This window comes from Promicromonospora sp. NFX87 (genome assembly GCF_048564965.1).
GTDB lineage: Bacteria > Actinomycetota > Actinomycetes > Actinomycetales > Cellulomonadaceae > Promicromonospora.
In genome coordinates this window covers 1308901-1335368 of the sequence record NZ_CP183413.1, presented here as the reverse complement: position 1 = coordinate 1335368, position 26468 = coordinate 1308901, and the positions used below count along the sequence as shown (strand labels likewise).

Sequence of the window (26468 nt, the reverse complement as noted above, 5' to 3'; positions counted from 1 at the left end):
TAGACACCGTCTACTCAGGGCAACACACCCCGCAGTCGTGGTCGCTCCACGGGCCCGCACCCGCGCCCAGTTCTACATCGGCGTGATGGGCCACGGCGTGGTGGGCGTCGGCAAGCGGAAGTCCACGTCGGCGCAGTTGTAGAACGCCTCCGGGCTGTCCGACCGCGTCCAGATCGAGTAGATGATGTGGCGACCCGACTTGTTCGGCAGCGTGGCGTCCCAGTAGTACTCGTCGCCCTGCGGCCCACCCGAGCGCAGCGGCGGGTTCGTCACCTCGTTGAAGGGCACCGGCTCGAGGTCGTCCCAGGCCAAGGGCTGGTTCGGGTCCCAGGAGTCCTTGGTGATGTACTGCGCCCACGTGCCAGGGTGCTTGGCCCAGGCGTTGTACGAGAACGTGATGGTCCGGCCGGGTTCGAGCGTCGTCGTCGGCCACTCGGTGCCCGGCTCGCGGAACGCGGAGAACCGGTCCTGCGGACCGCACAGATGCCCGTCCGGGACGACCTCCCGGTGGTTCCCGCCCGCGTTGCTGAGCAGGTTGCCGAACCAGTTGTAGAACGGGTAGTTCCCGTTCACGGCCAGCGCGTTCTCGCACATGGGGTTCTGCGGGTCCAGGTCACCGCCCGGGTTGCCGCTGAGCGCGTCCACGTAGCACGCGTAGGTGCGGGTGGCCGGGTAGGTGAGGCCGCCGTGCGCATAGGCGGCGGGCGGGCTGGGCTGCACGACGACGATCGCCGCCGCCGCGAGCAGGACCAGCACGGCGGCCAGCGCCGTCGCCCGGACCCGGCCGAGTGTGTCGTAGAGCGTCATGTCCGGCTCCTTCGTCGGTGCTCCGAGTGATCAGGTCGTTCGATCCTCGGAGCCCGACGAAGTTCCGACAATGCTCCGTATCGTTTAAGCGCTACGGGTCAGGGACGGTGCCTCAGGGCCGCACGTTGTGGTTCGACGCGAAGAGGTTGTTCGGGTCGTAGGCCCGCTTCACCTCGCGCAGCCGCTCCAGCGTGGCCTCGGGGTAGGCGTTGCGCACGTCCTGCTCCGTGGCGGTCCCCATGAAGTTGACGTAGCCGCGCTCGCTGACCCCGAGCTCCTGGGCAGCCGACGCCACCCACTCGCTCGCCTCGGGGAGCGCCTCCGCGCTCGGCGCGCCCTTGTAGACGGTGACCATGAAGGCCGGGTCCCGGTGCGCGAAGGCCGTCGCCGCCGGGTCGACCCGCCCGATCGCGCCGCCCATGGCGCGGATGTTCAGCGCGGCGGGACCGCCCGCGGTGGACACGGCATCGATGGCAGCCGCGGCCCAGGCCTCGTCCGGCGACCACGCGCCCGTACCGAGGAACCCGCTCCGGGCATCGCCCACCGCGCCGGACGGCGGGCCGCCCGGACCGGCGAACATCGCCGGGTACGGCATCTCCTGGACGCCGTCGAGCACCGGCCCGAGCGCGCGCAGCGGCGCGAGCGCCTCCTCCGCCTCGGTGGCGGTGCCCGAGTGCACCAGCAGCGCCATGATGACGGGCTTGCCGTGCAGCTCCGCCGGGACCATGGGGGCGGGCGGGGCGATCATCACGTTCACCATGCCCGCGAACTCGTCCGGACCCTCGGCGAACGCCCGGAGGACGGCGGTGAGCGCGGCAGGCGTGGGCGTCCACATCATCGCCCCGCCGGTGATCGTGCCGATCTCCCGAAGGCGCAGGTCCAGGCGGGTCACGACGCCGAAGTTGCCGCCCCCGCCGCGCAGCGCCCAGTAGAGGTCAGGGTTCTCGTCGGCGTTCGCCTCCACCACGCGGCCGTCCGCGAGCACGACCTCGGCACCCAGCAGGTTGTCGACGGTGAGGCCGTCATGCCGGCTGAGGAAGCCGATGCCGCCGCCGAGCGTGATGCCGCCGACGCCGACGGTGCCCGTGTCGCCGAACCCGGTGGCCAGGCCGTGGGCGCCGGCCGCCGCGGTGTAGGCACCGGCGAGCACGCCGCCCTGGGCGTGCCCGACGCGCGCCTCCGTGTCGATCTCCACGCCGTCCATGAGGCGCAGGTCGAGCACGAGGCCGCCGTCGACCAGGCCGTGCCGTGCCTGGTGGTGGCCGCCGCCGCGCACCGCGAGCGGCAGGCCGGTCTCGCGCGCGACGGCGAGCGCCGTCACGACCTCCTCGGTCGTCCGGACGCGCGCGATCGCGGCCGGGATCCGCTCCGCGCCGCCCACGAAGAGCTCCGCCGTCTCGGCGAACGCGGCGGACGACGGGGTGAGCAGGCGGTCGCCGAGCGCGTCCGCGAGGGGTGCCAGCGCGCTGTCGAGCGCGTCGGCACCGAGCTGTGTGGTGGGTTCTTGCGTGGCCATCGTCGATCCTCCGGGTGGGGTGCTGGGGTACTTCCCGTCGTAAACGTTAGACATCTAAGCATTAGCCGTCAATGCATTTTCCGGTCAGCCGAACTACCCTTCGACCATGCGACCACGCGGGCTGCCCGAGGGCGAACCAGGCGGCACGGACAACGGGAACGGGCCGAGCCGGCCCGGGCTGCCCCCCGTCGTGCCCACCATGTGGCAGTCCGTGCAGCGGGTGATGCGGGCGTTCGACGCACTGCTCGCCGAGCACGGTGGGAGCTGGCAGGTCTGGCACATCCTGCTCGCCCTGCACCAGGGCACGCCGGCCACCCAGCGCGAGCTCGCCCACGCCGTCGGCATCCGGGAGGCGACGCTGACGCACCACCTGCGCGGCATGGAGGACCGCGGGCTCGTCGTCCGCACCCGCGAGGAGTCGAACCGCCGGGTGCAGCGCATCGAGGTCACCGACGCGGGTGAGACCCTCTACCAGGGGCTCAAGTCGGCGGCGATCACGTTCGACAGGACCCTGCGACGCGCGATCGGCGCGGACGAGGCCGACGTCAGCTCGTTCCTGGACACGATCGGCCGCGTCGCCGAGTCGGTGCCCGACCGCGGGAACGGGCCTGTCCCGGAGGGCTGGCCGGGCAACCGCCCGAAGTAGGCGCCGGGGCCGCGCCCAGGGAATAGACGCTGCCTCAGGCAACTTTATATGTGTCGTGCTGCACACCCGGGAGCCCCAGACATGAGCGCGCCATCCACCGGAACCGCCGAGGTGCGGCTCGGCCTGCGCGGCGATCGCGGCCCGATCCTCGGGGCGCTGATGCTCTCCACGGCGCTGGTGGCCCTGGACGTCACGATCCTGGCGACGGCGTCGACGACGGTCGCGCGCGAGCTCGGCGCGTTCGAGCAGGTCCCCTGGCTGTTCTCGGCGTACACGCTGGCGCAGGCCGTGACCGTGCCCCTGTACGGACGCCTGGCCGACGTGTTCGGGCGCAAGAGCGTGATGATGGTCGGGATCGGCCTGTTCCTGCTCGGCTCGGTGCTGTGCGCCGTCGCCTGGAGCATGCCCGCGCTCATCTGGTTCCGCGTGCTGCAGGGCCTGGGCGCCGGCGCGATCATGCCGATGTCCATGACGATCGCGGGCGACATCTACACCCTCGCCGAACGCGCCAAGATCCAGGGCTACCTGGCGAGCGTGTGGGCCGCGTCGTCGGTGCTCGGCCCGACCCTCGGCGGTGTGTTCAGCCAGTTCGTGAGCTGGCGCTGGATCTTCTGGGTCAACGTGCCGATCGCCGCTGTGGCGGCCGTGGTGCTCTGGCGCCGGTTCCACGAGAAGGAGCGCGAGGGCGAGCGCGAACCCATCGACTACCTGGGCGCCGCGCTGCTGACCGGCGGCAGCACGGCGCTGGTGCTGGGCCTGCTCGAGGGCGGGCACGCCTGGGCCTGGGCCTCGCTGCCGTCGGTGGGGATGTTCGTCGCCTCGGCGGTGCTGCTCGCGGCGTTCGCCGTCGTCTCGCACCGGAGCGCGCACCCGATCTTCGACCTGGGGCTGCTGCGCCGCCGGGTGGTCAGCGCGTCGACGGCGGCCGGGCTCACCATCGGCGTCATCACGCTGGGCCTGTCGACGTACGTGCCGATCTACGCGCAGGGCGTGCTCGGCGTCGGGCCGCTCGTGGCCGGGTTCGCGCTGGCCGCGCTGCTGGTCGGCTGGCCCCTTGCGGCGACCCTGTCGGGCCGGATCTACCTGTCCATCGGGTTCCGCTGGACGGCGGTCATCGGCGCGGGGATCGTCCTGACGGGGTCCCTGCTCACGCTCGGTCTCGGCACCGGGTCCGAGGTGTGGCACATCTCGGCGGCGGTGTTCGTGATCGGGCTGGGGATGGGCTTCGTGGCCGTGCCCACGCTCCTGGCCGCGCAGCACAGCGTGGGCTGGAACGAGCGCGGCGCGGTGACCGCGACCAACATGTTCGCCCGGTCGATCGGGCAGGCGGTCGGCGTGGCCGCGCTGGGCGCCGTCGTGAACGCGGTGACCACCGTCGGGGCGGACGGCACCCCCGAGGGCCCCGGCCTGGCGCACGCGATGCACCTGGTGTTCTGGTGCGTCGTCGGCTGTGCGGCGGTGATGGCGGTGACCGTGCTGCTGCTTCCCCGCGACAACCCGAAGGACGCCCAGCCGGCGGCGTGACGGCGGGCCTTGACTTCATGTCGACATGAAGTCAGACCCTGGGGCAGTACCGCACGACACCCCAGGAGACGGAGCCCACCCATGACCGCACCAGTGCTGTCGAACCTCTATGACGCCGTCGTGGTCGGCGGCGGCCCCGCCGGGCTGCAGGCCGCGCTCACGCTCGGCCGCATGCACCGGCGGACCCTGCTGCTCGACTCGGGCGAGTACCGCAACGCGCCCGCTGAGCACATGCACAACTTCGTGACGCACGACGGCACCCCGCCCGCCGAGTTCCGGGCCGCGGCCCGCACCGAGCTCGCCGCCTACGCGACGGTGACGGTCCGGGAGACCGCGGCGTCCGCCGTCGTGCCGGACGGCGCAGGCTTCCGGGTCGAGCTCGCCGCGGAGGCCGGCGGTGCGGCGTCGTTCACCGCCCACGCCGTCGTGCTCGCGACCGGGATGCGCGACACACTCCCGGCGATCCCCGGCCTGGAGCCGCTGTTCGGCACCGTGGCCGCCGTCTGCCCGTACTGCCACGGGCACGAGCTGAGCGGCAAGCACGTCGCGGTGCTCGGCAGCGGGCCGCACGTGACCCGGGTCGCGTTCCTGCTGGAGCGCATCGCGAGCCGCCTGACCGTCCTGACCGACGGCGCCGACCTCGACCCGGTCATCCGTGCGCAGCTCGACGGCGCGGGGGTCGCCGTCCGCCCCGAGCCCGTCAAGGAGCTGAGCCGCAGCGCCGCCGGTGCCACCGTGTCGTTCGCCGAAGGTCCCGCCGAGGAGGTGGGCGGAATCTTCGTGGCGGCGGAGTTCGCCCAGCGCGCCCCGTTCGCGGAGCAGCTCGGCCTGCGGATGCTGGCGTCGGGCGCCGTCGAGATCGACGCGATGGGCCGCACGAGCGTGCCCGGCGTGTTCGCCGCGGGCGACATGGCGCACACCGCGGCCCTGCCGATGCCCATGGCGTCGGTCCTCACGGCGGCATCCTCGGGCCTGGTAGCCGCGGCAGCGGCCGATGGCGACCTGCTGACACGCGACCACCCCGCCTGACCCCTCGTTGAGTGCTGGATATTTGCCCTTTTGAGGCCGCCCTAGGGGCGAATATCCAGCACTCAACGGTCAGGCGGTCGTGGACTCGCGGAGGGTGCGGCGTTCGGCCTCGATCGCGAGGAGCTCGGCGAACGCCGCCTGATAGGTCTCCGCGTCCGACGGGTCCAGGCGCTGCAGGCGGCTCCGGGCGTCGGCGACGCGCCGCATCAGCCCCATGTCGAGCACCCGGTTCACGACGCCGCCGACGAACGCCGCGATGGCCGCCTCCCGGTCCTCCGGCAGCGACGCCACGGACAGCTGCGTGACGACGCCGGCCACCGTCTCCGAGGCCTGCTCCAGCACCGCCCCGACCCACTGCGCCGCGGACACGTCACGCCCCGCCGCCGCTCCCCCGGCTGCCCGGATCGCCGCATGCACGGCCCGCCAGGCGGGCACGGCGAACGCGTCCTCGCCCAGCGCGTCGAAGGACGCCGGCACGTGCTGCGGGTACTGCAGGACGGCGACCAGGGCGAGCCGTTCGTCGCGGGCCACGGGGTCGCGCGGGTCGGGGGCGGGCAGCTGCTGCACGCCGCCCGTCGCCGGACGCTCGTCGGGGCCGGCCGGCCCGCCGGGCCGCGTACCGCCGGCCCGTGCCCCGTCGGCTCCCGGCGCGCCGGAGGCCCTGCGGTCGCCGTCCTGCCCGCCGGGTGCCCGGCGCAGCGACGGGGTGGACGCGACGCGGGCGACCTCGCGCCGCACCTCGTCGATCTCCGTACCGATCCAGCCCGCGACCTCGCGCGTGTAGCCGTCCTGCTGGCTGCGGTCGCGGATCCCCGCGATCTCCGGCGCCGCCGCACGCACCGCGGAGACGCGGCCCTCGACGGTGTTCAGGTCGAACTGCTTGATCTTGGCCTGGATCACGAAGGCGAACAGGGGCTTGCGGCCGTCCACCAGCGCCCGCACCGCCTCCGGGCCGTTGGCCATGCGCAGGTCGCACGGGTCCATGCCGCCGTCGGCGACAGCGACGTACGTCTGCGCGAAGAACCGCTGGTCCTCGCCGTAGGCACGCTCGGCGGCCTTCTGGCCTGCCGCGTCGCCGTCGAACGTGAAGATGATCTCGCCGCCCACGGTCCCGCCGGAAGTGAGCTGCATGCCGCCTCCGGCGGTCGTGTCACCGAGCAGACGCCGCACGACCTTGGCGTGGTCGCCACCGAACGCGGTGCCGCACGTGGCCACCGCCGTCGTCACGCCGGACAGGTGCGCGGCCATGACGTCCGTGTACCCCTCGACCACCACGACGCGCTTGCCCTTGGCGATCTCCCGCTTGGCGAGGTCGATCCCGTACAGCACGTGCGACTTCTTGTAGAGGCTGGTCTCGGGGGTGTTCAGGTACTTGGGCCCCTGGTCGTCCTCGAACAGACGGCGCGCGCCGAAGCCGATCACCGCGCCCGTCACGTCCCGGATGGGCCACATGACGCGGCCCCGGAACCGGTCGTAGATACCGCGCTGACCCTGCGACATCAGTCCGCTCGCGACCAGCTCGGCCTGCGTGAAGCCGCGGCCCTGGAGGTGGCGCTGCAGCGCGTCCCACCCCTTGGGCGCGAACCCGACGCCGAAGAGCTCGGCGTCCGACCGGTCGAAGCTGCGCTCGGCGAGGAAGGTGCGCGCCGCGGCGGCGTCCGGCCCCATGAGCTGCTCGGCGTAGAACTCGGCGGCGACCTTGTTGGCCTCCAGCAGGCGCTGCCGCTTGCCGGGCTCCTCGCGCGGACGGGCGGAGCCGCCCTCCTCGTAGCGCAGCTGGACGCCGGTCTTGCCCGCGAGGTACTCGACGGCCTCGGTGAAGCTCAGGGCGTCCATCTTCATGACGAACTCGATGACGTCGCCGCCCTCGCCACAGCCGAAGCAGTGGTAGCGCCCAACGCTGGGCCGCACGTTGAAGCTGGGGCTGCGCTCGTCGTGGAAGGGGCACAGACCCACCAGCGCGCCCACCCCGGCGGGCTTGAGGGTCACGTGCGCCGAGACGATCTCGTCGATCCGCGCGCGTTCGCGGACCTGGTCCACATCCTCGCGTCTGATCAGGCCGGCCACGCTCCGAAGTCTATGCGCGCCCACCGACACCGGCCCACACCCGCGAGTTGTCAGACCCACAGGTCAGTCGGGTGACCTGTGGGTCTGACAGGTCGCGGGCTCAGCGGGCGCGCGCCGCCGCGCACGTCCGTGCGTACTCGCCCGGGGCCACGCCGACCGCCCGCACGAAGTCGCCAGTGAAGTGCGCCTGGTCGTAGTAGCCGACGGCGGACGCGAGCCCCGCCAAGTCCAGCGCCGGATCGCGGCCCAGCATCTCGGCCGCGAGGTGCACCCGGTGCCGCTGCAGCACCCACTTGGGGCTCACCCCTACCCAGTCGGCGAACAGGCGCTGCAGCGAGCGCGGGGTCGTGCCGAGCCGTGCCGCGAGCGTGGCGACGGTCGTTCCGGGCACCGCGTCGGCGATGACGGCGAAGGCCTCGCGGAGGGCCGCGAGCGCGGCGGTGGACCGCGGCGTCCGGGTCCGCTCGGCGACGGCCTGGAGCAGCGGGGTGACGGTCCGGACGGCGTCGTCGGGACGGCCGTCCCTGGCCTGGCCGATGGCCTCGGCGCCGGCCCGGTCCGCCGTCGGGCCCAGGAAGTCCGCCGGCCCGACGGCGCCCCGCTCGCCCGGGTGCGTGAGCCCGAGCAGCGCGCGGTAGCCGCCCGGGCGCAGCTTGGTGCCGACCACGCCGCCCGAGCCGGACAGGGTGCGCCGGTCGACGGCGGCCGAGGGCATCGCATAGACGAGGAACCCGGTGTCCTCGGCGACGATGTGGCCCACCGGGTGGGGCACCACGGCCTGCGTGAAGGTGGCGCCGGGCGGCAGGTCCCAGGTGATCACCCAGTGCCAGTCGACGAGGTCGCTCAGGTCCTCGGCCGGCGCGACGCGCGCGAGCATGAACCGGTCGCGGGCGCGCGCCGGGTTCACGATGCCGAGCGTCGGCCCGGCCTCGAGCGCCTGCGTGACGGCGGGGCCGTCGTCGAACAGCTGTCGCATTTTTCCAAGACTGGCACAGGCGGGCCGCGGAAGCATCGGTCTCATGAAGAACTCAGCCCTGCACCCCAACATCTCCGTGAGCGACGCGCGCGCGGCCATCGACTTCTACGAGGCCGCGCTCGGCGCCGAGACCCTCGACGTGATCACGGCGGGCGACGCCGTGATCCACTCCGACCTGGTCCTGCGGTCCGCCGCGGGCGAGTCGACGTTCACCGTCGCCGCCGCGTTCCCGCCGGACTCCGTGGCCCCCGAGGTCGGCGCGCCCACGCACGCGAGCTTCACCATCCCGGTGGAGGACACCGACGCCGCCTACGCGCGGGCGATCGGGGCGGGCGCGAGCAGCCTGACCGAGCCGGCCGACTGGTTCGAGGGGTTCCGGCAGGCGGCGGTCCGCTGCCCGTTCGGCCACCGCTGGTACTTCGTCACGGTCGCCGACTCGGTGACCCCGGAGGACGTCCAGCGCGCGAGCGACGCCTGGGCTTCGGAGCGCGGATGACCATGCAGTTGCTGCCAGACGGGGCCCTCGGCTGGCAGCAGATGCATGGTCAGTTCTCGGGCGAGTTCGGTTTGCCGGGGTAGCGAGGTTCGGTACGCTTTGCCCCGACCCGAGGAGGTAAGTCAGGATCATGGGAATCCGGTATCGCAAGCGGCTGGCGCTCGGCCCGCTCAAGTTCAACATCACCCAGAGGGGCTTGTCGTCCATGAGCTTCAAGATCGGTCCGTGGACCTGGAACTCGAAGACGAAGAAGCACTCCTTGAACCTCCCCGGTGGCCTGAGCTGGTACAGCAACAACAAGTAGCCGGCAGGTAGCACCGCCGCGGCGGAGGCAGGGCCCAGCGCCCGCCTCCGCGGCAGCCGGCAGAACGGCCGGCACAGCCGCCGGCCCCCGTCCGCACAGCCGCAGGCAGGTCCGGATTCCGGGGATGTCAGCCCGCGTGACTAGAGTGCAAGCGTGGAGCAAGCCCTCGGGAAGAGCATCCCGCCGTCGTACAGCGCGCAGGACGTCGAGCGCTGGGTGACCGAACCGCCCAAGTCGCAGGCCCGGACCCCGTTCGAACGTGACCGCGGGCGCGTGGTCCACTCCTCCGCGCTGCGCCGCCTGGGCGCGAAGACCCAGGTGCTCGGCGCGGGGCACGACGACTTCGTGCGCACCCGGCTGACCCACTCCCTCGAGGTCGCGCAGGTGGGCCGTGGCATGGGCCGCTCCCTGGGCTGCGACCCCGACGTCGTCGACACCGCCTGCCTCACCCACGACCTCGGGCACCCGCCGTTCGGGCACAACGGCGAGACGGCGCTCGCCGAGATCGCCCAGCCGGTCGGCGGTTTCGAGGGCAACGCACAGACCCTGCGCCTCCTGACCCGGCTCGAGCCCAAGGTGCTGGCCGACGACGGCTCCCCCGCCGGCCTCAACCTGACCCGCGCGAGCCTCGACGCGAGCGTCAAGTACCCGTGGGCGTACGGGGCGGGGCCGGCCCGGCCCGACGGCACGGCGAGCCGGAAGTTCGGCGTCTACACCGACGACCTGCCGGTCTTCGAATGGCTCCGCAAGGACGCGCCGGACGGCGTGAAGTGCCTCGAGGCGCAGGTCATGGACCTCGCCGACGACATCAGCTACTCGGTGCACGACGTCGAGGACGGCGTGGTCGCCGGCCGCATCGACCTCGACCTCATGGCGCACGCCGAGGAGCGGGCGCGCGTGGCCGGGTACGTGCGCGACTGGTACGGCGAGTGGTACACGGAGGACGCGATCGACGCGGCGATCGGGCGGCTGCAGGACTACCTGCGCGGCGAGGGCCACCTGGTGCGCGCCTACGACGGGTCGCGCCGCTCGCTGGCCTCCCTCAAGGACATGACGAGCCAGCTCATCGGCCGGTTCATCGGCGCGGCGATCACCGCCACGCGGGCCGTCTACGGCGAGGGACCGCTCACGCGGTACGCCGCGCGGCTCGTGGTGCCCGCCGAGACCGAGCACGAGATCCTCGCGCTCAAGGGGATCGCGGTCACCTATGTCATGGCGCCGCGCGGCCAGGAGCCCCGCTACCTGCGGGAACGGGAGATCCTGGCGGACCTGGTCAGCGTGCTCGCCGACCGCGCCCCCGACGAGCTGGAGCCGCCGTTCGCCGCGGACTGGCGGGCGGCGTCCGACGACGCCGCCCGCCTGCGCGTGGTGGTCGACCAGGTCTCGTGCCTCACGGACCTGTCCGCCATCGCGCTGCACCGCCGCCTGGTCAGCCCTTGACCGACCCCGCCGTCAGGCCGCCCACTATGTACTTCTGCAGGAACAGGAACAGCGCGAGCACCGGCACCGCCGAGACGACGGCGCCCGCCGTGAACAGGCCCCAGTTGGCGTCCTGCAGCGACGACACCCAGCCGTAGAGGCCGACGGCGAGCGTCCAGTTCTCCTCCGACTGGAGCAGCACGCGCGCGATGATGAACTCGCCGAACGTGCTGATGAAGCTGAGCAGTCCCACCACGGCCAGGATCGGCGCGGTCAGGCGCAGCACGATGGTCCAGTAGATCTGGGCGTGCGAGGCGCCGTCGATCTTCGCGGCCTCGTCGATCTCGCGCGGCACGGTGTTGAAGAACCCGTACATGAGGAACGTGTTCACGCCCAGCGCGCCGCCGAGGTACACGCAGATGAGCGACAGCTTGGAGTCCAGGCCCAGCACCGGCACGACGTTGCCCAGCGAGATGAGCAGCAGGAAGATCGCCACGAACGCGAGCATCTGCGGGAACATCTGGATCACCAGCAGCGCCGTGAGCCCCACCCTGCGTCCGCTGAACCGGAACCGGGAGAAGGCGTAGGCCGCCGCGGCGCCCATGAGCACCGTCCCGACGCCGGTGGCGACCGCCACCACGAGGGTGTTGACCATCCAGGTCCAGAACTTCGTGCCGCCGAGCGCCACGTAGTTGGCGCCCGACACCGAAGCGAACAGGTCGTTCGAGCCGGTGAGCGTGCCGCCGTCGGCCAGGGAGGCCGAGACCACGTAGACCAGCGGGAAGCCCGCGTAGACGACGGCGAGGACGCCGACCAGGTGGCGCCAGCCGAGGTCGGAGAACCACCGGGCCGGGGTGGTGCGGCGCTCCAGCGCGACCCGCCGGGGCGGGGCGGCAGGGCGGGCCGGGGGAATCGTCGTGCTCATCAGGCGATCTCCTCGAGCGAGCGGGTGCGCCGGAACGCGAGGGCGGAGATGGTGGCGACCACCACGAAGATGACGATCGACAGCGCGCTGGCCAGGCCGTAGTCCTTCGCCGCGGTCCCGTCGAGCCCGGAGACCGAGTAGACCATCGAGATCAGGATGTCGGTGTGCCCGAGCGGCACCGAGGCGTCGTCGAACCGCGGACCGCCCCCGGTGAGCATGTAGATCAGCGTGAAGTTGTTGAAGTTGAAGGCGAAGCTGGAGATGAGCAGCGGCGCCGTCGCGACCAGGAGCAGCGGCAGCGTGATGGACCGCCAGGTGCGCCACCGACCCGCGCCGTCGATCTTCGCGGCCTCCAGCACGTCCCCCGGCAGCGACTGGAGCGCGCCCGTGCAGATGAGGAACATGTACGGGAAGCCGAGCCACAGGTTCACGCCGAGCACCGCCAGCTTGGCGAGCACCGGGTCGGTGAGCCACGGGATCGACGCCCCGCCGAGCAGCACCTCGTTGACGAACCCGTACGACCGGTTCAGCAGGCCCGACCACAGCAGCGCCGCGAGGAACCCGGGGATCGCGTACGGGAGGATCACGAGCGTGCGGTAGATCCGCCGTCCGCGCAGGCGCGCGTCGTTGAACGCGATCGCCAGGAACAGGCCGAGCAGGAACGTGGACGCCACCGAGATCACCGCGAACGCGAACGTCCACAGCAGGATCTTGCCGAACGGCCCCGCGTACCGGTCGTCGCCGAACGCGGTGACGAAGTTGTCCAGCCCCACGAGCACGCGCCAGCCCACCGGCAGGGTGGTCCCGTCGGCGGCCTCGAACTGGCCGTCGTCGTTGGGCGTGTAGGTCACGCCGGTCTCGGTGTCCGTCATGGTGTCGGACGCCGCGTCGTACGTCAGCGTGGACGTGAAGACGTAGCCGGTGCGCGCGTCCTGCGTGCGGACCGAGCCGTCGTTCGGGTCGTCGGAGACGGGCACTCGCAGGTCGGTGACCTCCTGCTGCCGTTCCAGCACCGCCGCGTACTCCAGCACCTCGTACCCGGGCAGCGCCGTCACCTGGCCGCCCGACACGGCGGCGCCGTCCACCACCGCGAGCGGCTCGTCGGCGGTGCCCGCCTCGACCACACCCTCGGGCGAGACGACGGCGAAACCCAGCTCATCACCCTGGGTGACCACCGTCAGGGGCGACGACGGGGAACCCTCAACCCGCCGCTCGTTCTGCACCAGGAGGGCCTCGATCGCCTGCTCCTTGGTGCTGTTGTGCCCGTCGCCGTAGTTCGTGAACGCGACGTAGCCCGTATACGCCACGACGTACACCTGGTAGACGAGCAGGAAGGCGAGGCCCGGCAGGATGTACTTCAGGGGCAGCGCCCGCTTGGAGAAGTAAGCCCAGTTCGCCACGAGCAGCAGCGCCACCATCGCGGCGAGCAGACCCCACGAGCCGGCGCTCCACGCGGCCAGCACCGCGTAGACGCCGAGGGCGTCGACCAGCGCGATCAGGGCGAGCTTGACGAGAAACCCGGGGCTCCAGCCGGTCCGGCCGGAGCCCCGGATCGCAGGCGACGACATCAGCCGATCTCACCCTGGATGTCGGCGACCATCTTGTCCCAGCCCTCGGCCGGGTCGGACTTGCCGGAGATGATCGCGGCCTCGGTGACGCCCCAGTACGCCCACACGGCGCCCATCTCGGGGAGCGACGGCATCGGGACGGCGTCGGCGCCGACCTCACGGAAGCCCGCGGTGATCGGGTCCTCGGACGCGGTGTCAGCGGCCTCGATCAGGGCCGGCGGGCGGTCGCCCGCCTCGTAGAGCGCGAGCTGCGCCTCGGGCGTGGCCATGTGGTTGACCAGGAAGTCGTTGGCGAGCAGCGCGTTCTCGCTCTGCGCGCTCACGTAGAAGCCGGCCACGCCCACGAACGGCTGGGCGGGCTCGCCGCCGGCGCTCGGGATGGGGTCGATCGCCAGGTCGAGGTCGCCGAACGACTCCAGCATCCACGGGCCGCCGACGATGTACGGCGACTCGCCCTTGGCGAAGGCGGCCAGCGCGATGTCGTAGGTGACGTCGGTGCTCAGCACGCCGGCCTCGCCCTGCTCGGCCAGCCACTCCGCGAACTTCGTGCCGCCGTCGCCGCCGAGCGCGAGCTCGGGCTTGTACGAGCCGTCCTCGTTCTGCTCGAAGACCGGGGCGCCGAACGACGTCTGCAGCGGGTAGAACGTGTAGGGGTCGCCCTCGGTCGAGGTCTGGATGAGCAGCGGGTACTTCGTGCCGGCGTCCTTGCCGGCAGCGATCGCGTCGTCCCAGGTGGCGGGCGCCTCGGGGGCGAGCTCCGTGTTGCGGATGAGCGCGATGTTCTCCACGGCGTAGGGCAGGCCGTAGACCTGGCCGTCCTGCGTGAAGGCCGAGACGGAGACCGGCTCGAACGCGTCGGCCGTGTCGCCGAGCTCGATGGGAGCCACCACGCCGTTGGTCGTGAGCTCACCCAGCCAGTCGTGCGCGCCGACGGTGATGTCCGGGCCCTTGCCCGTGGGCACCTGGGCCAGGAAGTCGGGGCGGATGTCCTCGAAGTTCTTCAGGACCACCTCCACCTCGGCGCCGGTCGACTCCTCGAAGCCCGCGGCCGCGTCCTCGACGGCGGCCTGGCGGGTCTCGTCGACCCAGACGGTGAGGGTGGCACCCTCGCCGTTCGGTGCGGCCGACTCCTCGGCCGCTGGTTCCTCCGCGCCGCCCGAGCAGGCGGCCAGCGCCAGCGTCGCGGTCAGCGCAGCGGCGGTCAGGATGCTCCGTCGCATCGTCACTCCCGGTGGTTCGCGGCCCGACGTCGGGCCTGGTTTGGATGCCACGAACCGTAAGGCCGGACTGGACAATCTTGCAAGGCGTTGCGATAAAGTTTCAGCAACGCTTGCAACGGCTGGCAGGCGACGCCGCGGAAACGCGGCGCCGACACCCGCGAACGCCCGGGGACGAGGAGGTCGTATGTCACTTAGGCTGCCAGGCGTGCGCACCCGACTGACCGACCTCGCCGAGCAAGCAGGGGTCTCCACCGCGACCGTGTCGCGCGTGCTCAACGGCAAGCCCGGCGTGGCCGGCGAGACGCGTCAGGCGGTGCTCGCCGCCCTGGACGTGCTCGGCTACGAGCGCCCGTCCGCGCTGCGCGCCCGGCCCGCCGGCCTCATCGGCCTCGTGGTCCCCGAGCTGTCCAACCCGGTGTTCCCCGCGTTCGCGCAGGCCATCGAGTCACAGCTCGCGTCGCGCGGCTACACGCCGCTGCTCTGCACGCAGTCGCCGGGCGGCACCACCGAGGACGAGTACGTCGAGACGCTGATCGACCATGCCGTGGACGGCATCGTCTTCGTGTCCGGCAAGCACGCCGACACCCGGGCGTCCACCGAGCGCTACCAGCGGCTGCGCGGGCGCGGCCTGCCGATCGTGCTGATCAACGGGTACGCCGCGGGCATCGACGCCCCGTTCGTCTCCCCCGACGACGCCGCCAGCGTCGAGCTCTCCGTCCGCCACCTGGTCGCGCTGGGCCACCGCAGCATCGGCATGGCGATCGGCCCCGACCGGTTCGTGCCGGCCAAGCGCAAGATCGAGGCCTTCGCCGCACAGCTCGTCCGGCACGGGCTCGCGGCCACCGAGCTGGAGGCGCGCGAGCACGTGGCACTGACCCTCTACACGCTGGAGGGCGGCCAGGCGGCGGCCGGCGACCTGTTCGACAGCGGCCACACCGCCGTCGTCTGCGGATCCGACCTGATGGCGCTCGGCGCCATCCGCGCCGCCCACTCGCGCGGCCTGTCCGTGCCCGACGACGTGAGCGTCGTGGGGTACGACGACTCGCCCCTCGTCGCGTTCACCGACCCGCCGCTGACGACGGTGCGCCAGCCGGTCACCGACATGGCGCACGCGGCGGTCAGCGCCCTGCTCACGGAGATCCACGGGGAACGCGCCCCCCGCTCGGAACTCCTCTTCACGCCGGAGCTGGTGGTCCGGGGGTCGACGGGCGCGGCCCCGCGCCCCTGAGGTTCGCTGTGGGCGTGGTCGGACGGGGTTGATTCTCCCGTACGCTTTCTGCAAGCGTTACATCCGACATACCCCCGAATTCGAGGACGCGACACGTGACCCGCACCCCCCTGCTGACCATCGACGACCTCACCGCCGGGACCCTCGTCCACACACCCGCCGCAAGCGGCGAGTGGTGGCGCGACGCGGTGATCTACCAGGTGTACCCGCGCTCGTTCGCGGACGGCGACGGCGACGGGATCGGCGACCTGCCGGGCGTCACCGCCAAGCTGGACCACCTGAAGCAGCTGGGGGTCGACGCCGTCTGGCTGAGCCCCTTCTACCGCTCCCCCCAGAAGGACGCGGGCTACGACGTCGCCGACTACCGCGACATCGACCCGCTCTTCGGCACGCTCGCGGACTTCGACGAGATGCTCGCCGGAGCCCACGACCGCGGCCTCAAGATCATCGTGGACCTGGTGCCCAACCACTCCTCCGACCAGCACGTCTGGTTCCAGGAGGCGCTGGCCGCGGCGCCCGGCTCGGCCGCGCGCGACCGGTACATGTTCCGCGACGGCCGCGGCCCGGCCGGGGACGAGCCGCCGAACAACTGGCAGTCGATCTTCGGCGGCCCGGCCTGGACCCGCCTTGCCCCGCGGCACGGCGACGGTCCCCTGGGCCCGCAGTGGTACCTGCACCTGTTCGACACGTCGCAGCCGGACCTGAACTGGGAGAACTCCGAGGTCCGCGCCGAGCTCGAGGACGTGCTGCGGTTCTGGCTCGACCGGGGCGTGGACGGGTTCCGCGTCGACGTCGCGCACGGCATGATCAAGGCGCCCGGTCTGCCCGACTGGGACGGCCGGGCCGCCATGGTCGAGGGCACCGTCGACGGACCGGCGGCGAGTGCCGCAGAGCCGGACGACGGCTCGACCGGGGCCGGCAACCAGGGCCCGATGTTCGACCAGGACGGCGTGCACGAGATCTACCGCTCCTGGCACCGCGTCCTCGCCGAGTACCCGGGCGACCGCTGCCTCGTGGCGGAGGCCTGGGTGGAGCCGCTGAGCCGCCTGGCCCGCTACGTGCGGCCCGACGAGATGCACCAGGCGTTCAACTTCTCGTTCCTCACCGCCCCGTGGGACGCGGCGAAGATGCGCACGGTCGTCGACGTGTCGCTCGGCACCATGGACGCCGTCGGCGCCCCGACCACGTGGGTGCTGTCCAACCACGACGTCGTGCGGCACGCCTCCCGCTTCGGCCTCGCCGAGATCGGCGGCCGTCAGCTCAACGGCATCGCCGCGACCGACCCGCAGCCCGACGCCGAGCTCGGCCTGCGCCGGGCCCGGGCCGCGACGCTGCTGATGCTCGGCCTGCCGGGCTCCGCCTACCTGTACCAGGGCGAGGAGCTGGGCCTGCCGGACCACACCGCGCTGCCCGCCGAGGTACGCCAGGACCCGTCCTTCTTCCGGACCGGCGGCGCCGAGCCCGGCCGTGACGGCTGCCGCGTGCCGCTGCCGTGGGTCGGCGGCGCGCCGGGCAACGGGTTCGGCCCCACCGGCAGGACCTGGCTGCCGCAGCCCGACGTCTACGCCGACCTCGCCGCCGACCGGCAGTACGGCGTCGCGGGCTCGACCTACGAGATGTACCGGACGGCGCTCGAGCTGCGCCGGGCCGAGAAGATCGGCACGGCAGGACTCGCGTGGGTCGACGCGCTGGCCGGGTCCCCGGACGTCGTCGCCTTCCAGGTGTCCGGCGTCGTGGTGGTCAGCAACCTGGGCGAGGCCGCGCTCACGCTGCCTGCCGAGGCGGAGGTGCTGGTGGCGTCGGGCGACCTGACGACGTCGGACGGCGTGCGGGCCGTGCCGTCGGACACGACCGTGTGGCTGCGCGCCTGAGCGGAGCTCGCCATCGTCCGGTGGTCGAGCTCGTCGAGACCTGGGTCTCGACAAGCTCGACCAGCGGGTAGAGCTCGACCAGCGATGGTCCCCGCCCGGATCAGCCGGGCGTGATGCCGTAGTGCTCGCGGACCTCGCCGACGTTCGGGACCGCGTGGAAACCCGCATCACCCGCGCTGGCGACGACGGACCCGTCCTCGGACACATACTCCTGCGGCGTCGCCCACGCGTCGTCGAGCTCGGGCGACGCGGCGTATGCCCGAAGCACTGCATCCACCACCTGGGCAGCCTCGTCCTGGGTGGTCGCCTCGATCACCACGTCGCCACGCTGCCAGCCACCGCCGAACTGGTCGCTGCAGTCCCACTCGGCCGAGACCACGCCTGGCACCGACAGGGACGCCGCGGTGAACGCCTCCTCGCAGTCGGCGGCGCCGGACGAGCACGCCGAGACGGTGAGCACCAAGGCGGCCGCCGCGACGGCTGACGTCAGTCTCGTTCGCTGGCTCCGGATCACTCGGTCAGTCCTTTCCATAGTGTTCACGCACCTCACCGATGTTCGGTACTGCCCGGAACCCGGCGTCGCCGGCGCTGAGGACGAGCGAACCGTCCTCGTTCCGGTACTGCTGCGGGGTGGCCCAGCGGTCCTCGAGAAGCGGCTCCGCGGCGAAGGCTCGCAACAGTGCGTCCACGATCCGGGCGCCTTCGTCGCGGGACGAAGCCCGGAGCACCACCGTGCCTCGCTGCCAGCCTCCGCCGAACTGCTCGCTGCACTCCCACTCGGCCGACACCACGCCGTCGACGGCAAGCGCCGTCCGTGCGAACGTCTCCTCGCAGTCCGAGTTCCTTGCCTTGCCGAGGCTGAGCAGCGCGGCGACCCCGCCGCCGACCGGCCCGGCCTCGGAGAGCCGGTTCACCAGCCGACGCCTGCGGCGCTCCCACCCTTTGCCCATCAGTTCTTCCGACCGACCTGGATGTCCTGTGCGCTGACCGGTCGCGAGGGAGTGCCTGTGTCGTCCACGTTCACGAGGAAGCCGCTGTTGCGGAGCGACTCCTGGTAGGCGAGGTATCCAGGATCGTTGCTGTTGGCCATGGAGTTCGGATAGGCCTCCGAGTGGTCGTGGTTCGCCTTCGCGTTGAACGCGGACCCCGGGTCGTCGAACGTGACGGTCGTGTGGTTGCCGCTCTCGTTGTGCCCGCCGGGCAGGGCCGGGTTGGGCGAGAACGGGTTGTACCGCGCGTCCCCCAGGTCCAGCCGCGGGACGACGTCGTGCTGGTGCTGCATCTCCAGCACGTTCACCGACGGATCGATGTGGGCGCTGTCGATCGGCGAGCCGTAGGTCATCGCGTGGGTGACGTTGTACTTGTCCACGAACGCCGAGTCGGACGTCAGGTCGGCGACGGTCATGCCGCCCTGCGAGTGGCCGACCATCATGACCTCGGCACCGGGCGGGATGTTCGCGTTCTCCATGGCGAGCACGACGGCATCGCTCATCGTGGACCGCGAGCCACCCGCGGTGACGAGGTTGCCGGTGAGGTCCATCGGGTTGTCACCGGCCGACGGGTTCCAGGCCTCGGTGCCCGGGACGCTCACGATGACCCGGGGGCCGTCCGGCCCCTGCACCGTGGTGACCCGGACAGTGCCGTCCGTCGCGTAGGCGTCGGTGACGCTCCGGGCGATGTCCGCGACGCTCTCCGGCGGGCGCGGCAGCGCAACGTCCCGCGGATCACCCGCGTACGGGTCGCCGTCGTCGAAGACCTTGGGGTCGAGCATGCCCAGCGATGCGCCGGTGATGCCCGCACCGAGCAAGGCGCCCCCGAGCCGGATCTGGGACGCGATCACCTCGGTGGTGCGCGGCCACTCGCCGTCCAGGATCGCTCCGCCGGTCGCGTCCCAGAGCTGCAGACCGGAGTCGGCCACGTTCTCCCACGCGCCACCGATCGCGCTCGCGCGGTCCCCGATCCAGTCCAGCGCGTCCGAGCCCCGGTCGCCGAGCCAGTCGACCGCGTTCGTGCCGGCGTCCCACAGCTTTCCGGCGAGGTTGGTTCCGGCGTCCCAGATGTTGCCGGCCAGGTTGGTGCCGGCGTCCCAGACGTTCCCGGCCAGGTTCGTGCCGGCATCCCAGACCTTGCCGACCAGGTTGGTGCCGGCATCCCAGGCGTTCCCGACCGCGTCCGTGCCGGCGTCCCAGAGGTCACCGACCTTGTCACCCGTCCAGTCGAGCGCGTCCCCGCCCGCGTCCCAGAGGTCCCCGGCCTTGTCTCCCAGCCAGTCCAGCGGGCCGCCGCCGTCGTCGTCGGACGAGCCGTGTCCCTGGGTCGAGACACCGGCGAACGGGTTGCCGTCGTAGGAGTTGGACGTGTCCTCCTGGGCATCGGCGTTCCGGGTCGCCTTGTCACCCGCCTCCCGCAAGGCCTCCGCGATGTCGCTCAGCGTGGGCGCCAGGCGATCGGACCACTCGCCCCGCATCTGGTCCACGTTCGGACCGTAGCCGTCGAACCCGAACACCGCGGCGGTCACCTGCTGCCGAGCGGACTCCAGCTCGTCGGCCGACGACTCGAAGAGCCCGGCCAGTGCCCGGACCTGCTCGATGTCCTGGCCCTGCATCTCCTGGGTCATGCGCCTGCGCCCGCACCGGAGCCGCTGGCACCGCTCGGCCCGCCGGTCTCACCCGTCGCCGCGTCCGTCGCACCCACGAGAGCCCACTGCAGCTCGGCCGCGACCGACCCGGCCGGCCGCTCGACGGGTGCCGGCGCGCCGTCGTCCGTGCGCACGTCCAGCAGCTTTCCGTCCACCACCGACCACAGGCGCGGCCACACCTTCACGGGCGCCTCGCCCTCACGCCATGCCTCGACCGTGACCTGCAGGTTCGCCTGCTCGTCATCGAGCAGGCGCACCAGTTCCGCCCGGTCTGCCGCCGGGTTCGACGACGTCGGCGCGCCCTGAGCACCCGGCACAGCGGATGCCGGGGCCCGCAGCGCCTCGAAGGGCGGCAGGGCAGGAGCGAGCGCGGCCCACAGCTCGTCGGCCGTGACGAACCGGAGCTCGGCCCCCGCCGCGAGGCGGGTCTCCCCGCCCTGCTCGGCGATGACCTGCATGACCAGCAGCACCCGGTCCCCAACCATGGTCAGCCGGGTCACCGTGCCGGTCGAGCCGGACGTCGAGACCAGCGTCGCGCGCACGGGCGCGCCGAGGTGCTCCGCGAGCGCCGTACCGACGGCGGTCACCCCGCCGCCCTTCAGCGCCTCCGCCCGCACCGCGGACCACTGTTTCGCGTCGAGCTCAAGAATCCGGCCGGTCATGCGCACTCCCTAGTCAAAATTTGTCCGAACAATGTGCAACACACCGCAGCCGAACCGTATCCCGGTGGGTGAAGTCCGTCCACGATTGAACTCCCCATGGCCAAAGGCCAGGTCAGGCCGTATCTTGCCCCGTCATCGTGCGGATGGGCGAACGCAGCGCGCCGGGCACGCGGCCGGCCGGCGACCGTCAGGTGACGGGATCGCGGATGATCGGGCAGGTCATGCAGTGCCCGCCGCCGCGTCCGCGGCCCAGCTCCGCGCCGGCGATCTCGATCACCTCGACGCCTGCCTTGCGCAGGAGGTTGTTCGTGGTGGTGTTCCGGTCGTACGTGTAGACCACGCCCGGCTCGACCGCCACCGCGTTGTTGCCGCTGTCCCACTGCTGCCGCTCGGACTCGTAGACGTCGCCGCCGGTCTCGATGACCTGCAGCGAGCCCAGCCCGGTCTCGCGGGCGACGACCTCCAGGAACGTCGTGCTGCCCTCGTCGGTCACCGACACGTCGCCGGCCGCGCCCGGGCGCAGCACGAACGGGTGGATGGAGCCGACGATGCGCGGGTAGACGGTGACCGTGTCGACGTCGGCGAACGTCATGACGGTGTCGAGGTGCATCGCCGCGCGCAGCTTGGGCATGCCCGCCACGATCACCCGCTCGGCCGCGCCGCCCTCGAACAGGGCCCCGGCGAGCTGGGTGATCGCCTGCCGTGACGTGCGCTCGCTCATGCCCACCAGCACCGTGCCGTTGCCCACCGGCATGACGTCGCCGCCCTCCAGCGTCGCCCGCTGGTGGTCGGTCTCGGGGTCGCCCCACCAGACCGTCGACCCGACGAAGTCCGGGTGGAACTCGTAGACGGCCTTCATCAGCAGCGTCTCGTCGTGCCGCGCGGGCCAGTACAGCGGGTTGAGGGTGACCCCGCCGTAGAGCCAGCACGTGGTGTCGCGTGTGAACAGCGTGTTGGGCACGGGGGCCATCAGGTACTCGCGCGAGTCGGCCGTGTACTCGGCCAGCGAGCGGTACGACGCCGGCAGGTCGGGCACGTCGTGCGTCGCCAGCCCACCGATCAGGTACTCGGCGAGCTGCTCCGCGACGAGGTCCTCGAGGAAGTCGCGGGTCGCGTCGATCAGTCCCGGCCCGACGATGCCGGGGACGATCTTGCGGTCCAGCAGCCAGTCCCGCGCCCCGGGTACCCGCACGGTCTCGGCGAGGACGTCGTGCAGCTCGACGACGTCGACGCCACGGGACCGCAGGTCGGCGACGAACCCCGCGTGGTGCTCGATCGCCCGGTCCACCCAGAGCACGTCGTCGAAGAGCAGGTCGTCCGAGGTGGTCGGGGTGAGCCGCCGGTGGGCGAGGCCCGGCCGGCAGACGAGCACCTTGCGGAGCCGGCCCACCTCGGAGTGCACCCCGTAGGACTCGGAGGGCCGTGCCGCCTTGGGCAGTGACGCCCAGGGCTGTGGTGTGTCGTCGCTGTGGATGGTCATCGTGTGCCTTCCCTAGATGGAGATCGTGCCCGTCGCGAGCGCGACGACGCCGGCCACCCCGCCGACCACGGAGACGACGAAGATCACGAGCTCGCCCCTGCTGAACACCCGTCGGCCCTGCTCGCGGCGCGTCATCGCGAAGAGGATCGTCGCCGGGGCGTAGATCACGAACGACAGCAGCACGAACGTCAGCCCGGCCGCGAAGAGCAGGAACGCCGTGTACAGGACGGCGAGCGCCGCGACGACGAGGTCGCGCGTCGTGGGACTCCCGGCCGCCGGGCCGCCCCGGCCCAGGGCCAGCTTGAGCGCGTAGCCCGCGGCGAGCAGGAACGGGATCAGGGAGAGCGCGCTGGTGAGGTCCAGCGCGAAGGTGAACGCGTCGTCGGACAGCAGGGTGACGACCAGGACCACCTGGATGAGCGCCGTGGTCAGCAGGAGCGCCGCCCGGGGCACGTCGTTCGCGTCCGACCGGGCGAGGAACCGCGGCATGTCCCGGTCCTTCGCCGCGACGTACAGCACCTCCGACGACATGAGGGTCCAGGCCAGGTAGGCGCCCAGCACCGAGACGATCAGGCCGATGCTGACGAAGACGGCGCCCCAGCCGCCGACGGCCGCCTCGAGCACGCCCGCCATCGACGGCTGGCGCAGCTGGGCGAGCTCCTCCATCGGCAGGATGCCGTAGGACACGATGGTCACCGAGGCGAAGATCGCGAGCACCATGAGGAAGCCGAGGACGGTCGCCCGGCCGACGTCCTCCCGGCGCCGCGCGTGCCGCGAGTAGACGCTGGCACCCTCCACCCCGAGGAAGACGAAGACCGTGGCGAGCATGGTGCCGCGCACCTGGTCGAACAGCGGGCCGGTGATGCCGTAGCCCTCGAAGTTGTCCATGAGCACCTGCGGGTCCAGCAGGAAGACCGCGATGAGCACGAACGTGATGATCGGCAGCACCTTGGCGACGGTGACTATGCGGTTGATCGCCGCCGCCTCCTTCACGCCGCGGCGGACCAGCAGGTAGAACCCCCACACGCACGCCGAGGACACGAGGAACGCGACGGGGGTGTCCCCCTCGCCGAGCACGGGCAGGATCGCGCCCACCGTCGACATGATGAGGATCCAGTAGGTGACGTTGCCGACACACGCGCTGGCCCAGTACCCGAACGCCGAGAAGAAGCCGAGGTACTCGCCGAAACCGGCCTTCGCGTAGGCGTAGACGCCCGAGTCGAGGTCGGGCTTGCGCATCGCGAGCCGCTGGAACACGAAGGCGAGCATGAGCATGCCGCTGCCCGCGATCGTCCAGGAGATGAGGGCTCCGAGCACCCCGGTCTCGCCGGCGAACCGGCTGGGTAGCGAGAAGACGCCGGCGCCCACCATCGAGCCCACCACCATCGCGGTGAGCGTGCCGACGCTGATCTTCGCCGTGCGCTCCTGTGTGCGGTCCTCAGTCTGCATCGCGAGACCCCCATAGCGGTCGGACGCGGCCCGGTGTGACGGTCCACGTGTCCGGTCGCCTCGCGCCCCTCGATGCTCCGGCAGATCCATTACAGACAGGCCCGCGAGGATCGGCAAAAGATCCTGCGGCGACCAAATCGGGCGATAACCCTCCGCGTCGTCGTAAAACGACCACGCACCTGCTGCCATATGAAATCCAGACCGGTGGAACAATGGCATCGTGACCTCCGCCCTCGACACGACCACCGCCCTGCTCGAGCCCCTGCAGATCGGGCCCATCACCGTCGCCACGCCGGTGGTGCTCGCGCCCATGGCAGGGGTGACGAACCGCGCCTTCCGCACGCTGTGCCGTGAGGCGGGGCAGTCGACAGGGTTCGATCCGGGCCTGTACGTCGCCGAGATGGTGACGAGCCGCGCGCTCGTGGAGCGCAACGTCGAGGCGCTGCGGATCGTGACGTTCGGCGAGGAGGAGCAGCCCCGCTCCGCCCAGGTGTACGGCGTGGACCCGGCGACGGTCGGCGCCGCGGTGAAGATCATCGCGGGCGAGGACCGCGCCGACCACGTCGACCTCAACTTCGGCTGCCCGGTGCCCAAGGTGACCCGCAAGGGCGGCGGGGCCGCGCTGCCCTGGAAGCGGCAGCTCTTCACCGACATCGTGAAGGCGGCCGTCGACGCCGCCGAGCCGTACGGCGTGCCGGTCACGATCAAGATGCGCAAGGGCATCGACGACGACCACCTGACCTACCTGGAGGCCGGCCAGATCGCGGAGTCGCTCGGCGTCGCCGCCGTCGCGCTGCACGCCCGTACCGCCGCGCAGCACTACTCCGGGCAGGCCGAGTGGGAGGCCATCGCGCGCCTCAAGGAGGCCGTCCGCACCGTCCCGGTGCTCGGCAACGGCGACATCTGGTCCGCCGAGGACGCCCTGCGCATGGTCGAGGAGACGGGTGCCGACGGCGTCGTCGTCGGCAGGGGCTGCCAGGGCCGGCCGTGGCTGTTCGCCGACCTGGCCGCCGCGTTCAACGGCTCCGACCTGCGGGTCCGGCCGGGGCTGCGCGAGGTCGCCGAGACGATCTACCGGCACGGCGAGCTCATGATCGAGTACTTCGACGGCGACGAGGGCAAGGGCATGCGCGACCTGCGCAAGCACATGGCCTGGTACCTCAAGGGCTACGCGGTGGGCGGCGAGAAGCGTCACGAGCTCGCCCTGGTCGACACCCTCGCCGAGCTGCGCGAGCGGCTCGACGCCCTGGACCTGGACGCCCCGTACCCCGGGGACGACGCCGAGGGGCCGCGCGGCCGTGCCGGTTCGCCGAAGACGCCGCACCTCCCGTACGGCTGGCTCGACTCCCGCGACCTGTCCGAGGAGTTCGAGGCGAAGCTCCGCGAGGCCGAGCTGAGCGTCAGCGGCGGCTGACGCCCGAAGGCTCGTCGTCCGGCGGCAGCACCCGCCCCATGATCGACGGCGCCATGACCAGCCCCGGTTCGTCCCTGCCGGCAGCGGGCTCCCGGCCCGCCAGGAGGGCCGCGCCGTCCCGCGCCCAGACGAAGCCCTCCCGCTCCGTCGCCGCCCCGTAGAGCACGTCCAGGTGGTCCGGGTGCCGCTCCGCGAGCAGGTCCAGGACCCAGGAGGGGGCATCGGGGTCGGCGAGCACCTGCGCGAGCCGCTCCGGCTTCCAGGACGCGAGGGGCGCGGTGTGCACCTCGCGGAGCTGCGCGTACCAGTCGAGCAGTCGCAGCCCCTTGACGGGGTGGTGCACCAGGGCGAACGCCTCGTCGTCGGGCTCGGCGGCGTCGTCGGGCAGCCAGCGTTCGTCGCGGAGCGACGGGAACAGCGCGAACTCCTCCGCCGGGGCGCCGATCCGGGCCTTGAACCGTAGGTAGCAGTCCATGACGTGCGACGCGGTGCCCTGCACCACCACGTCCCCGAAGAGGTCGCGGAACGCGCGGTGGTGGTCGGCGACGAGCTCGCGGGCGCGGGCCAGCGTGCGCGGGTTGCGGTAGGCGGGGCACGGCGTCGAGGTCAGCAGCCCGACGACGCCCCGCACGACCCCGACCACGGAGCCCGGCGAGAAGACCAGCGGGGTGTCCGCGAAGATCCACGCCGCCCCGACCGGCAGGAGGCGCACCGACAGGGGCAGGCCGGGCACCAGCGCCGTCGAACGGATCTCGGAGCGCCCCGTGTACACCCGGTACTCCAGGTCGTCCTCGAGGTTGTGCAGCACCGCGTGCTCGTCCACCAGGTCGGTCACCATGAAGTAGCCCAGCACGCCGCCGTCGCGCCAGTGCTCGAGCAGCGCACGCTCGGCGGCGGTCACGGTGAGGCCGGCCGGCGCGTCGTCGAGGAGCTCGCCGACCAGCGAGCCGCCCGTCTCGCGCGGCCCCACGTGCACGAGCATGTCGACCGCGCAGTCGCGCGTCATCGCGTCGCGCAGCTCGGAGTCGACGTCGTCGGGCACCAGCGACTCCGAGCGCACGTACTCGACCTGCCTCCGGACGGCCTCGGCGTTGCCGGGTCGCCGCACGTGCTCGACCAGGCGCTGCTCCAGCCGGGTCGCTAGGTCGAGGCGTTCGTGCAGGCCGAGCAGGCTGAGCGGGGCCGCAGCGCGAGTCGGTGTCGAGGGTGGTGTCGAAGCCATGCCCCAA

At 72.1% G+C, this 26468-nt stretch carries 23 protein-coding genes; 9 read left to right on the top strand and 14 right to left on the bottom strand.

Features of this window, described 5'->3' with window-relative positions; genetic code table 11:
• Positions 1 to 72: 72 nt before the first annotated feature.
• Entirely contained in the window at positions 73 to 807 is a 735-nt protein-coding gene (locus tag ACNYC2_RS05925) for a lytic polysaccharide monooxygenase auxiliary activity family 9 protein (protein ID WP_419706135.1), read from the bottom strand.
• 112 nt (positions 808 to 919) lie between these two features.
• Complete coding sequence (locus ACNYC2_RS05920) at positions 920 to 2323, bottom strand: FAD-binding oxidoreductase (protein WP_419706134.1); 1404 nt, start codon at positions 2321 to 2323, stop codon at positions 920 to 922.
• A gap of 106 nt (positions 2324 to 2429) precedes the next feature.
• Here ACNYC2_RS05920 and ACNYC2_RS05915 point away from each other — a divergent pair, with 106 nt between their 5' ends.
• The 3 genes from ACNYC2_RS05915 (at position 2430) to ACNYC2_RS05905 (ending at position 5522) form a co-directional block, all read left to right on the top strand.
• Positions 2430 to 2969 (top strand): MarR family winged helix-turn-helix transcriptional regulator, encoded by a 540-nt coding sequence (locus ACNYC2_RS05915; RefSeq protein WP_419706133.1) that lies wholly within the window; start codon positions 2430 to 2432, stop codon positions 2967 to 2969.
• An 81-nt stretch (positions 2970 to 3050) separates the two neighbouring features.
• The gene (locus tag ACNYC2_RS05910; RefSeq protein WP_419706132.1) at positions 3051 to 4493 is read left to right on the top strand and encodes an MDR family MFS transporter; all 1443 of its coding nucleotides are present in this window, start codon (positions 3051 to 3053) and stop codon (positions 4491 to 4493) included.
• Positions 4494 to 4574: 81 nt separating this feature from the next.
• Entirely contained in the window at positions 4575 to 5522 is a 948-nt protein-coding gene (locus ACNYC2_RS05905; protein WP_419706131.1) for an NAD(P)/FAD-dependent oxidoreductase, read from the top strand.
• A 69-nt stretch (positions 5523 to 5591) separates the two neighbouring features.
• Here ACNYC2_RS05905 and dnaG read toward each other — a convergent pair whose 3' ends face one another.
• Together dnaG and ACNYC2_RS05895 are read right to left on the bottom strand one after the other, a co-directional pair.
• The gene (gene dnaG, locus ACNYC2_RS05900) at positions 5592 to 7589 is read right to left on the bottom strand and encodes a DNA primase (RefSeq protein ID WP_419706130.1); all 1998 of its coding nucleotides are present in this window, start codon (positions 7587 to 7589) and stop codon (positions 5592 to 5594) included.
• A gap of 100 nt (positions 7590 to 7689) precedes the next feature.
• Positions 7690 to 8565: a helix-turn-helix domain-containing protein gene (locus tag ACNYC2_RS05895; protein WP_419706129.1), complete on the bottom strand. Its 876-nt coding sequence runs from the start codon at positions 8563 to 8565 to the stop codon at positions 7690 to 7692.
• Positions 8566 to 8608: 43 nt separating this feature from the next.
• On the opposite strand from ACNYC2_RS05895, the gene ACNYC2_RS05890 reads away from it, so the two are divergent.
• The 3 genes from ACNYC2_RS05890 to ACNYC2_RS05880 all read left to right on the top strand — a co-directional run bounded on the left by ACNYC2_RS05890 (position 8609) and on the right by ACNYC2_RS05880 (position 10805).
• The gene (locus tag ACNYC2_RS05890; RefSeq protein WP_419706128.1) at positions 8609 to 9061 is read left to right on the top strand and encodes a VOC family protein; all 453 of its coding nucleotides are present in this window, start codon (positions 8609 to 8611) and stop codon (positions 9059 to 9061) included.
• Between the two features lie 130 nt (positions 9062 to 9191).
• Positions 9192 to 9365, top strand: a complete 174-nt coding sequence (locus ACNYC2_RS05885) for a DUF4236 domain-containing protein (RefSeq protein WP_116676262.1) — start codon at positions 9192 to 9194, stop codon at positions 9363 to 9365.
• Positions 9366 to 9518: 153 nt separating this feature from the next.
• Complete coding sequence (locus ACNYC2_RS05880) at positions 9519 to 10805, top strand: deoxyguanosinetriphosphate triphosphohydrolase (RefSeq protein WP_419706127.1); 1287 nt, start codon at positions 9519 to 9521, stop codon at positions 10803 to 10805.
• Here the strand turns inward: ACNYC2_RS05880 and ACNYC2_RS05875 are convergent.
• Genes ACNYC2_RS05875 through ACNYC2_RS05865 form a run of 3 tightly spaced genes read right to left on the bottom strand, consistent with a single transcriptional unit; the run spans position 10795 to position 14497 of the window.
• Entirely contained in the window at positions 10795 to 11709 is a 915-nt protein-coding gene (locus ACNYC2_RS05875) for a sugar ABC transporter permease (RefSeq protein WP_419706126.1), read from the bottom strand. The genes ACNYC2_RS05880 and ACNYC2_RS05875 overlap by 11 nt on opposite strands.
• Positions 11709 to 13277, bottom strand: coding sequence for an ABC transporter permease subunit (locus tag ACNYC2_RS05870; protein ID WP_419706125.1), 1569 nt, complete (start codon positions 13275 to 13277; stop codon positions 11709 to 11711). Before ACNYC2_RS05870 ends, ACNYC2_RS05875 begins: the two co-directional genes overlap by 1 nt.
• Positions 13277 to 14497 (bottom strand): sugar ABC transporter substrate-binding protein, encoded by a 1221-nt coding sequence (locus ACNYC2_RS05865; protein ID WP_419706124.1) that lies wholly within the window; start codon positions 14495 to 14497, stop codon positions 13277 to 13279. Before ACNYC2_RS05865 ends, ACNYC2_RS05870 begins: the two co-directional genes overlap by 1 nt.
• A 184-nt stretch (positions 14498 to 14681) precedes the next feature.
• Between ACNYC2_RS05865 and ACNYC2_RS05860 the strand changes: the two genes are divergently transcribed.
• On the top strand, positions 14682 to 15725 hold the full coding sequence (locus ACNYC2_RS05860; protein ID WP_419706123.1) for a LacI family DNA-binding transcriptional regulator: 1044 nt from the start codon (positions 14682 to 14684) through the stop codon (positions 15723 to 15725).
• Between the two features lie 95 nt (positions 15726 to 15820).
• Entirely contained in the window at positions 15821 to 17596 is a 1776-nt protein-coding gene (locus ACNYC2_RS05855) for a glycoside hydrolase family 13 protein (protein ID WP_419706122.1), read from the top strand.
• A gap of 100 nt (positions 17597 to 17696) precedes the next feature.
• Here ACNYC2_RS05855 and ACNYC2_RS05850 read toward each other — a convergent pair whose 3' ends face one another.
• From ACNYC2_RS05850 to ACNYC2_RS05825, 6 genes are all read right to left on the bottom strand, one after another.
• The gene (locus tag ACNYC2_RS05850; RefSeq protein ID WP_419706121.1) at positions 17697 to 18110 is read right to left on the bottom strand and encodes a hypothetical protein; all 414 of its coding nucleotides are present in this window, start codon (positions 18108 to 18110) and stop codon (positions 17697 to 17699) included.
• Positions 18111 to 18114: 4 nt separating this feature from the next.
• Positions 18115 to 18546 carry a hypothetical protein gene (locus ACNYC2_RS05845; protein ID WP_419706120.1) on the bottom strand — a complete coding sequence of 144 codons (432 nt, stop codon included), beginning with the start codon at positions 18544 to 18546 and terminating at the stop codon, positions 18115 to 18117.
• The gene (locus ACNYC2_RS05840) at positions 18546 to 20213 is read right to left on the bottom strand and encodes a hypothetical protein (RefSeq protein WP_419706119.1); all 1668 of its coding nucleotides are present in this window, start codon (positions 20211 to 20213) and stop codon (positions 18546 to 18548) included. The genes ACNYC2_RS05845 and ACNYC2_RS05840 overlap by 1 nt, the downstream gene beginning before the upstream one ends.
• Positions 20210 to 20896: a hypothetical protein gene (locus ACNYC2_RS05835; protein ID WP_419706118.1), complete on the bottom strand. Its 687-nt coding sequence runs from the start codon at positions 20894 to 20896 to the stop codon at positions 20210 to 20212. Before ACNYC2_RS05835 ends, ACNYC2_RS05840 begins: the two co-directional genes overlap by 4 nt.
• A 187-nt stretch (positions 20897 to 21083) precedes the next feature.
• Positions 21084 to 22376: an arginine deiminase gene (locus tag ACNYC2_RS05830; RefSeq protein WP_419706117.1), complete on the bottom strand. Its 1293-nt coding sequence runs from the start codon at positions 22374 to 22376 to the stop codon at positions 21084 to 21086.
• Positions 22377 to 22388: 12 nt separating this feature from the next.
• The gene (locus ACNYC2_RS05825; RefSeq protein WP_419706116.1) at positions 22389 to 23825 is read right to left on the bottom strand and encodes a basic amino acid/polyamine antiporter; all 1437 of its coding nucleotides are present in this window, start codon (positions 23823 to 23825) and stop codon (positions 22389 to 22391) included.
• A 220-nt stretch (positions 23826 to 24045) separates the two neighbouring features.
• Between ACNYC2_RS05825 and dusB the strand changes: the two genes are divergently transcribed.
• Complete coding sequence (dusB, locus tag ACNYC2_RS05820) at positions 24046 to 25239, top strand: tRNA dihydrouridine synthase DusB (protein ID WP_419706115.1); 1194 nt, start codon at positions 24046 to 24048, stop codon at positions 25237 to 25239.
• On the opposite strand, the gene ACNYC2_RS05815 is transcribed toward dusB, so the two are convergent.
• Positions 25226 to 26461: a hypothetical protein gene (locus ACNYC2_RS05815; protein WP_419706114.1), complete on the bottom strand. Its 1236-nt coding sequence runs from the start codon at positions 26459 to 26461 to the stop codon at positions 25226 to 25228. The two genes, dusB and ACNYC2_RS05815, sit on opposite strands and share 14 nt — an antisense overlap.
• Positions 26462 to 26468: the final 7 nt, after the last annotated feature.

Coding starts and splice junctions, on each gene's coding strand:
- ACNYC2_RS05925 (WP_419706135.1), bottom strand. CDS start 807: ATGACGCTCTACGACACACTCGGCCGGGTCCGGGCGACGGCGCTGGCC.
- ACNYC2_RS05920 (WP_419706134.1), bottom strand. CDS start 2,323: ATGGCCACGCAAGAACCCACCACACAGCTCGGTGCCGACGCGCTCGAC.
- ACNYC2_RS05915 (WP_419706133.1), top strand. CDS start 2,430: ATGCGACCACGCGGGCTGCCCGAGGGCGAACCAGGCGGCACGGACAAC.
- ACNYC2_RS05910 (WP_419706132.1), top strand. CDS start 3,051: ATGAGCGCGCCATCCACCGGAACCGCCGAGGTGCGGCTCGGCCTGCGC.
- ACNYC2_RS05905 (WP_419706131.1), top strand. CDS start 4,575: ATGACCGCACCAGTGCTGTCGAACCTCTATGACGCCGTCGTGGTCGGC.
- ACNYC2_RS05895 (WP_419706129.1), bottom strand. CDS start 8,565: ATGCGACAGCTGTTCGACGACGGCCCCGCCGTCACGCAGGCGCTCGAG.
- ACNYC2_RS05890 (WP_419706128.1), top strand. CDS start 8,609: ATGAAGAACTCAGCCCTGCACCCCAACATCTCCGTGAGCGACGCGCGC.
- ACNYC2_RS05885 (WP_116676262.1), top strand. CDS start 9,192: ATGGGAATCCGGTATCGCAAGCGGCTGGCGCTCGGCCCGCTCAAGTTC.
- ACNYC2_RS05875 (WP_419706126.1), bottom strand. CDS start 11,709: ATGAGCACGACGATTCCCCCGGCCCGCCCTGCCGCCCCGCCCCGGCGG.
- ACNYC2_RS05870 (WP_419706125.1), bottom strand. CDS start 13,277: ATGTCGTCGCCTGCGATCCGGGGCTCCGGCCGGACCGGCTGGAGCCCC.
- ACNYC2_RS05865 (WP_419706124.1), bottom strand. CDS start 14,497: ATGCGACGGAGCATCCTGACCGCCGCTGCGCTGACCGCGACGCTGGCG.
- ACNYC2_RS05860 (WP_419706123.1), top strand. CDS start 14,682: ATGTCACTTAGGCTGCCAGGCGTGCGCACCCGACTGACCGACCTCGCC.
- ACNYC2_RS05845 (WP_419706120.1), bottom strand. CDS start 18,546: ATGGGCAAAGGGTGGGAGCGCCGCAGGCGTCGGCTGGTGAACCGGCTC.
- ACNYC2_RS05840 (WP_419706119.1), bottom strand. CDS start 20,213: ATGACCCAGGAGATGCAGGGCCAGGACATCGAGCAGGTCCGGGCACTG.
- ACNYC2_RS05835 (WP_419706118.1), bottom strand. CDS start 20,896: ATGACCGGCCGGATTCTTGAGCTCGACGCGAAACAGTGGTCCGCGGTG.
- ACNYC2_RS05830 (WP_419706117.1), bottom strand. CDS start 22,376: ATGACCATCCACAGCGACGACACACCACAGCCCTGGGCGTCACTGCCC.
- ACNYC2_RS05825 (WP_419706116.1), bottom strand. CDS start 23,825: ATGCAGACTGAGGACCGCACACAGGAGCGCACGGCGAAGATCAGCGTC.
- ACNYC2_RS05815 (WP_419706114.1), bottom strand. CDS start 26,461: ATGGCTTCGACACCACCCTCGACACCGACTCGCGCTGCGGCCCCGCTC.